The organism is Candidatus Hydrogenedentota bacterium, from assembly GCA_016791475.1.
Classification (GTDB): domain Bacteria; phylum Hydrogenedentota; class Hydrogenedentia; order Hydrogenedentales; family JAEUWI01; genus JAEUWI01.
In genome coordinates this window covers 1-11,850 of the sequence record JAEUWI010000024.1, presented here as the reverse complement: position 1 = coordinate 11,850, position 11,850 = coordinate 1, and the positions used below count along the sequence as shown (strand labels likewise).

9 protein-coding genes are annotated in these 11,850 nt (G+C 62.5%); all 9 read left to right on the top strand.

The genetic code is table 11. The features are described 5' to 3' along the window. Positions 1 to 338: 338 nt before the first annotated feature. The 9 genes from deoC (at position 339) to JNK74_14085 (ending at position 11,506) form a co-directional block, all read left to right on the top strand. Positions 339 to 983 (top strand): deoxyribose-phosphate aldolase, encoded by a 645-nt coding sequence (gene deoC, locus JNK74_14125; protein ID MBL7647320.1) that lies wholly within the window; start codon positions 339 to 341, stop codon positions 981 to 983. Between the two features lie 53 nt (positions 984 to 1,036). Next, positions 1,037 to 2,044: an NAD-dependent epimerase/dehydratase family protein gene (locus tag JNK74_14120; protein MBL7647319.1), complete on the top strand. Its 1,008-nt coding sequence runs from the start codon at positions 1,037 to 1,039 to the stop codon at positions 2,042 to 2,044. A gap of 221 nt (positions 2,045 to 2,265) precedes the next feature. Next, positions 2,266 to 4,263: a hypothetical protein gene (locus JNK74_14115; GenBank protein MBL7647318.1), complete on the top strand. Its 1,998-nt coding sequence runs from the start codon at positions 2,266 to 2,268 to the stop codon at positions 4,261 to 4,263. Between the two features lie 209 nt (positions 4,264 to 4,472). Beyond that, positions 4,473 to 4,877, top strand: coding sequence for an ATP-binding protein (locus tag JNK74_14110; protein ID MBL7647317.1), 405 nt, complete (start codon positions 4,473 to 4,475; stop codon positions 4,875 to 4,877). A gap of 94 nt (positions 4,878 to 4,971) precedes the next feature. Continuing rightward, positions 4,972 to 5,385: an STAS domain-containing protein gene (locus tag JNK74_14105; protein ID MBL7647316.1), complete on the top strand. Its 414-nt coding sequence runs from the start codon at positions 4,972 to 4,974 to the stop codon at positions 5,383 to 5,385. 196 nt (positions 5,386 to 5,581) lie between these two features. Next, entirely contained in the window at positions 5,582 to 6,880 is a 1,299-nt protein-coding gene (locus tag JNK74_14100; protein ID MBL7647315.1) for a UDP-glucose/GDP-mannose dehydrogenase family protein, read from the top strand. A gap of 142 nt (positions 6,881 to 7,022) precedes the next feature. Continuing rightward, positions 7,023 to 7,922, top strand: coding sequence for a hypothetical protein (locus tag JNK74_14095; protein MBL7647314.1), 900 nt, complete (start codon positions 7,023 to 7,025; stop codon positions 7,920 to 7,922). 27 nt (positions 7,923 to 7,949) lie between these two features. Continuing rightward, positions 7,950 to 9,539, top strand: a complete 1,590-nt coding sequence (locus JNK74_14090) for an acyl--CoA ligase (protein ID MBL7647313.1) — start codon at positions 7,950 to 7,952, stop codon at positions 9,537 to 9,539. Between the two features lie 20 nt (positions 9,540 to 9,559). After that, positions 9,560 to 11,506, top strand: a complete 1,947-nt coding sequence (locus JNK74_14085) for a glycosyltransferase family 1 protein (GenBank protein ID MBL7647312.1) — start codon at positions 9,560 to 9,562, stop codon at positions 11,504 to 11,506. The last annotated feature ends 344 nt before the right edge of the window (positions 11,507 to 11,850 follow it).

Genomic DNA, 11,850 nt, shown 5'->3' with positions numbered 1-11,850 from the left:
GTCCTTCCGAGGTTCGCGCGAAAGCGCGCAACGCTCCTGCCTGCTGGAGTTAACGTTTTAGAACAGAGTCTAGCATGGGAAAGTTGATAGTTGACAGTTGACAGTTGACAGTTGATAGTTGACAGTTGATAGTTGACAGTTGATAGTTGATAGTTGAATTCAGGTATCCACATACGACCCATAAGACCCACACGACCCACAGGCTCCCGTCAGCTTCAGGTCCACTGTCAACTGTTTTCCGTTGGCGAGCCATCCGTGATACCATAGCACCCAAACTGCGCGGTGCAGCCCGGCCCGGCCGGAGGAATAAAGGAAGTAGTGGTTTGAAACGAGCGAATATGGCCCGGCTGATCGATCATACCCAGCTTCGGGCCTTTGCAACGGAAGTCGATATCCGCGAATTGTGCGACGAGGCCCTGGCCTGCAATTTTGCCACGGTGGCGGTGAATCCGGCCTGGACCTCCTTCTGCGCGAAGAAGCTGGCGGGCAGCCGGGTTGGCGTTTCCACGTGCATCGCTTTTCCCCTCGGGGCGTCGACCGCCCAGATGAAGGTGGAGGAGGCGAAGGACGCGGTGCGCAACGGCGCCAACGAAATCGACATGGTCATCAATATCGGTGCGCTGAAGTCAGGCTACCCTACTTTTGTCGAGCGGGAGATTGCCGCGGTGGTCAAGGCCATCAAGGGCGTACCCGTCAAGGTCATTCTGGAGACCAGCTACCTCACGCGCGACGAAAAGATCGCCGTCTGCGAGATGAGCAAGCGCGCCGGTGCGGCCTTCGTAAAGACCTCCACGGGCTTCGGACACGGCGGGGCAACGCCGGAAGACGTGGCGCTGATGAAGTCCGTCGTGGGCGATGCACTGGGCGTGAAGGCGGCGGGCGGGATTCGGACCTATGGCGAAGCAATTGCCATGCTGAAGGCCGGCGCATCGCGCATCGGCACCAGTGCGGGCATCGAGATTCTGGAAGAAATTCCGTCCTGAGGGATACATCCGGCGCGTGCGCGGAGACGCGCCGCCTGAACGAGGCGATTTTCATGGATGAAACGATGCGGGCGGGCCTCTCGGGCAAGCGTGTGCTGGTGCTGGGCGGACTCGGCTTCATCGGGAGCAACCTTGCGCTGACGTGTCTCTCTCTCGGGGCCGAAGTCACCGTGTACGACTCCCTGCTGGAGCACGGCGGCGGCAATCCGCTCAATCTGGGTGCGCACCTGCGGACGATCCGCGTGGTCCACAACGATATCCGCGACTACAACCTCGTCAACCGTGAAGTGCGGGGTCAGGATTTTATTTTCAACTGCGCGGGGCACACTTCCCACAGTTATTCGCTCAAAGATCCCTTCCTCGACATCGCCATCAACTGCAAGGGCACGATGAACGTGTTGGAGTCGGTGCGCCAGGACAATCCCACCGCGCGGGTGGTCTATATCGGCACCAGCACCCAGTGCGGCGCCATGCTCCACGCCCCGATAGACGAGATGCACCCGGAATTTCCCCTGGACATCTACTCGGCCAACAAGAGCGTGGCCGAGAAATATCACCTCATCTACCACGGTGTGCACGGGCTCCGGACTACGGTCGTGCGTCTCGCCAATATTTATGGGCCCCGTGCCAATATCAAGAGCAGCGACGCGGGCGTGCTCAACTTCTTCATCGGACTCGCGTTGCAAGGCCGCCATCTCACGATTTACGGCGACGGCGTCCAGAAGCGCAACGTGCTGTATGTGGACGACTGCGTGGAGGCGCTCCTGACCACGGCCCTGACGGAGTCGACCCTCGGGGAAGTCTATTTCGCGGCGGGCGACGGCGAATATTCCATCGTCGATTTCGCGCGAAAAGTCGTGGCGGTCGTCGGCAAGGGCGATGTCGATCAGGTACCCTGGCCAAAGGACTGGGCGGCCATGGACGTGGGCGACGTGTCGATCTCGAATACGCGTATTAAGTCGGCGATTCCCTGGGTGCCCCGAACAACACTGGAGGAGGGCCTTGGCCGCACGCGGGACTACTATCGGGAAAACCTGGACGCCTACCTCGGCGCGAAGTAGCGCGGTCTTCAGTATTGCATAACTTGATTGAATGCGTGACGCCGTTCATACTGAACGGTAGGATAGTATTGGATGATTGGAGCGGGTTTCCCCGCCCCGCCTCCATGGCAACGTGGGGTCGAGCATGCGATCTCCGCCAAGCGCAGAACGAAGGACCCGGGCCCGCACACGACGCGAGGCCCTAACAAAAGCCAATCCCCGATGGGGAGGGAACCCACTACATGTCAGACCTGCTACGTAAGAAATACCTGCTACAGCTCCTGCTGGCCCCCCTGTTGCTTTTCAGCGCAGCCGCGATAATCACCGGTTGCGGCGGAGAGGAGGAAGAGGCGCCGCCGGCGGAAGAAGTCGTGGCCGTTCCGTCCGATCGGCCCGCCGAGGTGGCCGAGCCCGCCAAGCCCGCCGGCCCGCCCATGGCCGAGACCGTACCGTCGACCCTTCCCGGCCTCGCCTTCATGCCGGCGGAAGCCCAGATTGCCGTGGCGCTGCCCGCCCTGCCGGGACTTCGCGATCGCATTGTGCCCCTGGTCAAGGCCCTGTCGGAGCCCGAACGGGACATCGACACGGAGCTCAAGCACCTCATGTACGACGCCGCGGACGAGGTCGGCGTTCAGGCCGATACCTACGAGGCCCTGGCGGCCGCGCTGGGTGTCGATCCCGCCGCGCCCGTGGCGGCTTTTGTGGACGTAAGCAAGACCGTTAAATCGGCTGCCGAGGCCAAGGCGAAATACGATGCCATGGAGGCCGAGCAGGCGGCAAAAGACGCCGCCGCGCCCGCCGAGCCCGGCGCTTCCCCGGAGGGCTCCGAACCCACCCCGGAAGAATCCGCGGACGAACCGGAATTTCAGCCCGACTTCTTTGAAAACGCCGACGAACCCGATTGGGTCGTGGTGCTTGGCGTGACGGATCCGGAGAAGGCCCGCACCGAGATCGAGCGCATCGCGGCGGCCGACGGCGAACTCGCTTCCCTCGCGGCGGGCACCGAAGACGTGGACGGCGTCAGCATCACCACGCGGGAAATCTGGGGCTACTTCACCACCGACAAGCAAATCGTCTTCGGCAGTCTCGATTTGCTCCGAGGCGCCGCGAAGCGTGTGAAAGACCCCGCCACGTTCCGCTACGGCACCGTAGCGTGCCCGCCCAAGGTTGCGGATGAGGCCGTGGCGCTGGTTTACGGTGGTCGCTTCCTGCCCATGTTCGAGACGGCGATACCCCTCCTGGGCCTTGACAGCGGCGCCGAGCCCCTCGTGGCCGCGCAGATGATCAAGTACAAATCCATGTTCACCGAAGGCGGCGACGACCCCATGGTGCTCACCGCATCCATCACGGACGGCGAAATCGAGCTCCTCTCCCGGATGGACAGCACCACCCATCCCGGGATGATGGAGAAAACGGGACAGCCCGCTCCGCTCCGTCTTGCGCGCTATCTTCCCGAGAACACCCTCGCCCTGATCAGCCTGCGCTTTACGGAAGAGTACAAGAAACAGCTCCTGGAAGAAGTCGTTCCGGTTCTCGGCGCCTCCAGCGACGCCAACGCGGCCGCCAGCGCCGGTATGGCCACGCAGGTCATCAGCCAGATCGGCGATGAACTCTCCATTGGCATCACCGGTGCCCAGGCCGGTCTTCCCGTCATCTATGCCATGGTGGGCCTGGCCCAGCCCGAAGCCACCCAGGGCCTCCTGCAGATGTTTGTTCCCATGGAGGCCGGCGTCGAGCACGAAGGCTATTCGATTGGCAAACTGCCCACACCGATCGGCATGGATATCAACCTGAGCTTCGTGGACAATATCCTGCTGGCGACCACCAGCGAGGAGGGGGCGAAGGCCGTCATCGATCTCCACAAGGCCCAGAAGGCTTCCCCGCTCTTTGCCGCGATGGAACCCCCGATGGATATCGAGAAACCCGTCTACCAGACGATCGTGCTCAACTCGGGAATTATCGAGCAGGGCATGGCGGCGGCCACCATGGTGCCCGGGGGCCCGACCGCGATGGACCCCGGTCTGGCGCGCATCACCAACGTTATCCGTGAAGTCCGCGCCATTGGAGCCCTCGAAGACACCTGGCTTACAGCTCGCTGGACCATCTATCTCAAAGATCTCGAAGCGGCCATCGCGGCGTCCCAAGCGGCCGCGGAAGCCGCCGTCGGCGCCGACGGCGCCACGGTGGAGGGCGCGCCGACCGAGGCCCCCTCGGAAGGTGAAGCCCCCGCGGCGCGGTAGTCGCCGCCGTTCAAGAACAACACGTTATTTCAGCCCGGCGGACCCACCCGCCGGGCTGCGTTGTTGTCCCGCGCGGCGGTTGGCGTTCCGCCGGCTTGTGTGCTAATCTTCAGGTCCGAGGAGTGGGGGCGTTTTTCGCTGCCATCCGGGGTATTGGCCCCGAGCGCGGCGAGCCGTTCCGATTTGGTTAATGGAGTGCGTTCATCGTTGTGAGTACGTCCTTTTTCAGCGAGGAGTTTCCGAGCACCTTCGAGGCCATGACAGCCACCCTCGATCGTGCGGTGGACGCCTTGCTCGACGGGGACTGGATTCTTGGCGAGCAGGTGCCCTGCATCCGCCTTTGCCTCGAAGAGGCGCTGGTCAATGCGGTGCGCCACGGCAACCACGGCGACGCGAGCCGTCGCGTGCGGATCGTCATGTCCGCCCGCGACGATCAATGTGTGATTCAAGTCAGAGACGAAGGTGGCGGGTTCCGCGTGGACGATGTGGCCCTGCCCGAGAGCGACCAGTTGGGTGGCCGCGGCATCTGCCTTATCCGGCACTATATGGAACACGTGACCTTCGATACCGCCGCCCATTGTCTGGAGATGTCCTTCCGGCGCAAGGCGTGCTGACGGACGGGCGCGCGGCGTGTGCGCATTAGAAGCAGTGGTGTTGACAACCTCGGCCTGGCGGGCACGGACCGCCCATTGAGGAGGAATGCAGGGTATGAGTGAAGCCCATGATCGTATTGTGGAATTCGAGGTGCAGGGCAAGATCGTCGTGGGGACCATCCGCACGACCAGCGTGCTCAGCGCCATCAACGTCGCCGAATTCGGCAACGAAGTGGTCGCAAAGATTGAAGGCAACACCGGAATCAACCTGCTGCTGAGCTTTGAGAACGTGGACTATCTCTCCAGCGCGGTGCTGACGGAATTGTTGCGTATCAACAAGGCGATTCAGGAGGCCCAGGGCCAGTTGCGCCTCTGCGGCGTATCCAAAGTAATCCTCGAAATCTTCCAGATCACGAATCTGGACAAGATGTTCGCCATCTACCACGACGACGTGACCGGCGGTGTGCGGCGCTTCATGCGCTCTCTGGAGGTGGCGGCCGAAGAAGCCGCATGGAAAGATCCGATGTGATTGCGCGGTTCGCGGCGCGTCCGAGGGTTGAAGGTCCGCCGTGGATGCTGGTACGATCCGGCGCGGTGGTCTTTAGTTTCCGGGCTTTCGGGCACGGAAACGCGTCTTTCCTTCCCCCGCCCGCGGCGAATCGCGTTCAACAAGATCAGAGTTTTGCCGCCGACATGGGTTCGTGACGGGCGCGCGGAGTGTGTAAATGAGAATTGCTATCGTGGGTACGGGCTATCAGGGCCTGGTCGTGGGGACCTGCCTGGCGGAATCCGGACATCAGGTCGTTTGTGTGGAGCAGGACGAGGCCCGCGCAGCGTCCCTTCAGGCGGGCGAAGTTCCCTTTCATGAGCCCGGCCTCGAAGAGCTCCTTTCACGCAACATCGAAGAAGAGCGCCTCGCCTTCACCACCAACCTCAAGACCGCCGTCCAGGACTGTCTCTGCATATTGTTTTGCGTGAACCCGCCCGTCGCCGAATCTGGCGAAGTGGACACCACCGGCGTCCTGGAGCTTGCGGCGCGGGTGGCCTCCTTCATGCCCGGCTACCGGCTTTTCATCAACAAGGGAGCCTGCCCGCCCGGCACCGCGGCCGCGCTGGACGCGGTGTTTCACCAGCACACAAAGCAGCCCTACGACATCATCGTCAATCCCGACTTTCTCAAGGCGGGCAAGGCCATAGACGACTTCATGCAGCCCGACCGCGTTGTGGTCGGTTGCGAGGATGTCCGTGTTCAAGAGCTTATTCGCGAGATATACAGCCCCTTTCTGCGCACCGGTCGCCCCATACTCTTCATGAGCAAGGCCAGCGCCGAAATGGCCAAGTACGCCACCACCGTCATGCTCGCCTCCCGCATTTCCATGATGAATCAGCTCGCCGAAATCTGCTCGGCGGTCGGGGCCAACGTAAGCGAAGTCCGGGAAGGCGTCGCCACCGACAGCCGTATAGGGAGCACCTTTCTCTTTCCCGGCCTCGGCTACGGCGGCGTCCACCTGCCCGGCGACGTGGACGCCTGCATTCGCTTCGCGGAGGAACAGGGCGTCAACACCGACCTCATACGGGCGGTAAAATCCGTTAACTTGCGCTGCCAGGAGCGCTTCGAGCATCAGATTCTCAACTACTACGGCGACAACATCGCCGGGAAGACCATCGCCCTCTGGGGGGCCACCTTCAAGCCCCGCACGGACGACATACGGGGCTCCATCGCCCTGCGCATCATCGATAGTCTTCTGGCCCGGGGCGCGAAAGTGCAGGCCCACGATCCCGTGGCGGGGCCCGCCCTGGAAGCGCGCTACCAGGGGCGGATTGTCGTGGCGGCGAAGTCCTACGATGCCCTGCAGGGGGCCGACGGACTCGTCATTGCCACGGAATGGAGCAACTACCGCCGACCCGCCTTTGGGCGCATGGCGGAGCTCATGGCCGAGCGCGTTATCTTCGACGGTCGCAATCTCTTCAATCCGGAAGACATGGTCGAGCATGGGTTCACTTATTTCAGCGTCGGCCGGTAGCCCGGAGGGCCGGGACCGACAGCGCGGCGCGGCCACGGGAGAGGATTTCGGAAAGCATGGTCGAAGCAGGGAACATGGGCTCCCCCAGCGGGATTGAGCGCCGCGCTTTCGCCGAAGTGTCGGGCCTTCGGACCGGTCGTCCATGAGTGGCGGGCGCCTGGAAATCTCCACCGACGTCGAAGGCGTCGCCTGCAGGCCGCTTCATACATCCCTGTCACCGCGTCAGTGCATGAACTTCGCCGCCGGCCTGGGGGACGGCAACCCCTGGTATTTCGATGACACCCGACCGGAGGGAATTCTCGCCCACCCCATGCTTGCCGTCGCACTCACATGGCCGCTTTCGTCCGACCTCGAAGGCGCATGGGAAGGGCGGGGAATCGCTCCGGAGGTGCGGGCGCGGCAGGTTCACTACAACGAATCCATTCTCTGGCACCGCCCGATGGATACCGAAACCCATCTGGAAATCACAGGCGCCATCGAAGCACTCGCACACCACCGCGCGGGCACCCTGGCCACCCTCCGCTATGACGCTCGAAACCGCCGGGGCGAGGCCTTGTTTACCGAGTACGTGACCGGATTGCTTCGTGGCGTTACCCTCACCGGAACGGAGCGCGTCCACGCCGACCTGCCCCGGCCCGCGCCGGCGCCCGCCAATCTGCGCGGGGCCTGGGAGATGCTCATTGAGGTCGAGCCGCTGGCGGCCCACATCTACGACGCCTGCAGCAACATTTCCTTTCCCATTCACACCTCTCCCGCGTTCGCCCGGCAGGTCGGGCTTCCCGCGACGATCTATCAAGGCACCGCCACGCTTGGCCTGGCGCTGCGCGAAATTCTCAACCGCGAGGGGGGAGCCGACCCCCGAGTGCTCGCCGAACTGCACGGCGCCTTTCGGGGCATGGTCGTGCCCGGCTCGACGGTGACCCTGTCCGTCCTGGGGATCGGGCTGGATTCCGGGCGCAAAACAGTCTATTTTGAAGTGAAGACGGCAGCAGGCGAATTGGCTGTTCGCGATGGACGGGCCGTGCTTAACCTGACATCATAAATCAATCTCATCGGAAAAGAGGCTGGCATGGCCGAAATGGCTGGTACGCTGCTCTGGCAGCATGTAAGTTACTGGGCGCAACGGATCCCCGATGGCGAGGCACTCGTCTTCAACGATGTGCGCATGACCTGGGCGGAGTTCGATGCGCGGATAGACCGCACCGCGCGGGCCTTTCTTGAGGCCGGCGTGCAACGGGGGGACCGCATCGCCATGGTTTCCATGGGCCGTCCCGAGTTTATGATCACCTTCATGGCGGCCGCCAAGGTGGGTGCCACCTGGCTCGGCCTGTCGCCCAAATTCACCACGGACGAACTCCGCTACATCGTCGGCCACTGTCAGCCCTCCCTGCTGATTACGCTCCACGAGTACCTCGGCATCGACCTCATCGCCGCGGGCCAGACCTTTGCCGAGGAGTTTCCCAGCATACACAAGATACTCGTCATCGGAGAGCCCCATCCCGATTTCACGCCCTTCGAGGAGTGGACCAACCGGGAGCGTCCGGAGTTCGCGGAGGCCCTCGCGGAACGGGCGGCCGAAGTTCGCGAGACGGACGAAGTCCTTCTGATGTACACCTCCGGATCCACCGGCAAGCCCAAGGGCGTCCTCCAGACCCACCGCGCCATCATTGAAAACATACGCGCCGAGATGGCCTTTTTCGGAATCGGCCGTCAGGGCCGACTGCTCCTCCATTTCCCCATCAACCACGTAGCGGCCGATGTGGAAATCGGGTTCGCGGCGGCCATGGGCGGGAGCACCCTCGTATTCATGGACCACTTCGATCCCCAGTCCTCCCTGGAGATCATCGAGCGGGAACGCATCACCATGGTCGGCCAGGTGCCGGTCATGTTTCTCATGCAGTTCCAGGCGCCCAAGTTCAAGGATATGGATTGGAGCCACGTGACCCATTTCGTATGGGGAGGGGCCGGCGTGCCCCAGCTCGTGCTCGATGTGCTCAAGGGCATTGCCGCGAAAACCGGCGCCCGACTGCTCACGGGCTACGGCTCGACCGAGCTGTGCGGATTCGTGACGTATACCACGGGCGACGAAGACAACGAGCGGATGGCGAAGTCCGTTGGGAAAGTCGTGCCGCCCTTCGAACTCAAGATCGTCGATGCCGCCAGGAATCCCGTACCCGCGGGAACCGTCGGCGAACTCGCCGTGCGCGGTCCCAGCGTCATGAAGGGCTATTTGAACAATCCCAAGGCCACCCGCGAAGTGCTGGATGGCGAGGGCTGGTACTACACCAGCGATCTCGGGTGGGTCGATGAAGAAGGTTACATTTTCCTTTCCGGGCGCAGCAGCGAAATGTACAAGTCGGGCGGTGAGAACGTGTTTCCCCGAGAAGTGGAGGAGGTGCTCGAATCCCACCCCGCCGTGCTCTTCGCCGCCGTACTCGGTGTCCCCGATCCGCTCTACCAGGAGGCGGGGCACGGCTTCGTCATGCTCAAGGCGGGCCAGACCGTGGATGCGAACGCGTTGCGCGAACACTGCAAACTGCATCTGGCCAATTTCAAGGTGCCCAAGAAATTCACGATTGAAAGCGCCTTGCCCCTGCTGCCCAACGGCAAAGTGAACAAGATGGCCCTGCGCGGCAAACTAGACGGCGGTGGCGGTTAACCCGCCCCAGCGAATCGCCCATGCTTGACGACCTCTTGAAATATGTTCCGAATCACCTGCACCCCGCCTACCTCGGCTTGCTGGCCAATATACCCGACCATATGGTTCGTGTTGCGGTCGCGGGGGAGAGTTGCGCCGCCACGGGATACCTCCTGAAGAAGCGCCCCGGGGCGCAGGTGATCGGGGCCGTCAGGCGATTGCGCCTCGCCCGGGTAGCCGAACAGTTGCTGGATGCCGTCGTCCGCACGCCCGAAGAGATATCGACCCTGCCGGAAGGCGGTCTCGATGCGCTGCTCCTTTCCAGTATCGAATCGTCGTCGGCCGAAGCACTGGACTGGCTGGAGCAACTGGCCCCGAAGCTTCGGGTGCAGGGGCTGGTATACGCACTCTTCGGAGAGCCCGCCTTCGCGGAACCCGGCACCCAGTCCATCGAGGAGCTCGAACGCGATCTTGTGGCGGAGCTCGGGCGGCGCGGCTTTTTTGTGTATCAGCGTTGGCCCCTCGAAGACCCTCAGACCCCGGACGGAACCCATCGAGGTCTTCTGATTGCGGCCGTTACCGCCGCCTACAATCCAGTCCAGCATGCGAGAGAACTGCTGGAGGCCGCCCGGCCCGAAGCGGCGTACCACGTGTTGGAGCAGATCCCGCAGCCCTATCTGGTCAATCCCGCGTCCAGAACCACAGTGGGGCTTGCCAGGCTCGAAGTGCTGGCGGAATGGATCCGCGTCGTTCAGGGGCATGACCAATCCAACCTGCTCACCCGCGCCCTGAGCGAGTTCTACCAGCTCTCCGACGCGGATCCCCGAAATCCAGCGCCCGGCATCGCCATGGCGGAATGCTGGGACCGTGCCGGCGACCCGGAAATGGCCGGGCGGATGCTCCGAACCGCCGCGCATGTGGCCCCATCGGAGGTGGTGAGCCGCCGCCGTGAATGTCCTGGCGCCATGTCCGGTTCAACCGCCAACCCTTTCGCAACGGTTCCGGCCTGGGACGGAACCCGCCCCTTCCGCGTGCTCTACCTGCTTCATCCCCGACCGCACTACGGTCTCGATGTGCTCTATGACGGGCTGTGTGCGTGCCTGGGGGACGAAAATGTGATCGACTACCCCTGGAAGGCCACGCTTCACGGCGGAGAGACACCCGAACACCGCCACTATCCCTGCCGCTTCAACCGCCTTGGCACCGGAGAAACCCTGCAAAGCATCTGCGACGCCCTGCGCCAAAGGGCCTTTGACTTTATCCTCTTTGGCGATGTGGAGGGCAGCCTGCCCCCGGAGGAGGTGCGGGACATCCTCGACGCCCGGGGCGATTGTCCGGTCTTTCTCATGGACGGTCTGGACGAAATGGGGAACTTTCGCTACCGGGTCCAGCAGCGCCTCGGCCTGCCCGAGTTTGCCGGTTACTTCAAGCGGGAGATGCACCGATGCGTAGCCTATGGGCCCAATACCTGGCCCATGCCCTTCGCCTATTCGGAGTCGCTCGGGCTGCGGGCGCCTGTGGGCCGCCGTTCCCACGATTTCTTCTGGGCGGGTCATCGCAGATTCGGCCAGCGGCGTTTATACCTGGAAACACTGGAGGAGCGCTATGGATGGAATCTGAGCACCCAATTTGAGCAGGAAGCCTACCAGGCCCGGATCCGCGACAGCCGTATCGGCCTCAACTGCTTTGGCATGGGTTTTGACACCGTCCGTTACTGGGAGTTGCCCGCGCAGGGCTGCATGCTCCTGAGCGACCGGCTCCCCATTCACATCCCCCATAATTTCGAAGACGGCGTTCACGCCGCTTTCTTCGGAGACCTGCAAGAACTCGTGGAAAAGGTGGACTACTATCTGAACCGGCCGGAAGAAGTTCAGGCCATCGCGGAGGTGGGCCGTCGCCACTTTCTCCAGTACCACACCAATCGGGCCCGGGCGGGACAGTTGCTCGGGCGGGTAGAATGCGTGCTGCGGGAACGGGGAGCCTGGTAACCGGAGTTCCCACGTCGGCTCATCCGGTTCGAGCGTCTTTTTCGGCCTTACCGGCTTAGCCACGGCTCGTAAATTCGTGTCCATTCGTGGTTGGTAGTTTCCGTCCTGGAAAGCTGTGCTGCCCCTGAACGTAGGTAGCCGTAAACCGGGATGAACCTGAGTGATCCCCAGTTTTCGATTCTTTGCAATTGTTTGCGTGGCAGATAGTTAGCTGTTGACGTAGCGCCAAATTTGATCAAAAATGGACTGAGCAGTTTCGATCTAGCACCAAAACCTCAAGAGGAGATTCCAGCAATGCTCAGTCCAGTTGATATTCTGCCATGGCTTGAAGCGAATGTAAACGG

Coding starts and splice junctions, on each gene's coding strand:
- deoC (MBL7647320.1), top strand. CDS start 339: ATGGCCCGGCTGATCGATCATACCCAGCTTCGGGCCTTTGCAACGGAA.
- JNK74_14120 (MBL7647319.1), top strand. CDS start 1,037: ATGGATGAAACGATGCGGGCGGGCCTCTCGGGCAAGCGTGTGCTGGTG.
- JNK74_14115 (MBL7647318.1), top strand. CDS start 2,266: ATGTCAGACCTGCTACGTAAGAAATACCTGCTACAGCTCCTGCTGGCC.
- JNK74_14105 (MBL7647316.1), top strand. CDS start 4,972: ATGAGTGAAGCCCATGATCGTATTGTGGAATTCGAGGTGCAGGGCAAG.
- JNK74_14100 (MBL7647315.1), top strand. CDS start 5,582: ATGAGAATTGCTATCGTGGGTACGGGCTATCAGGGCCTGGTCGTGGGG.
- JNK74_14095 (MBL7647314.1), top strand. CDS start 7,023: ATGAGTGGCGGGCGCCTGGAAATCTCCACCGACGTCGAAGGCGTCGCC.
- JNK74_14090 (MBL7647313.1), top strand. CDS start 7,950: ATGGCCGAAATGGCTGGTACGCTGCTCTGGCAGCATGTAAGTTACTGG.
- JNK74_14085 (MBL7647312.1), top strand. CDS start 9,560: ATGCTTGACGACCTCTTGAAATATGTTCCGAATCACCTGCACCCCGCC.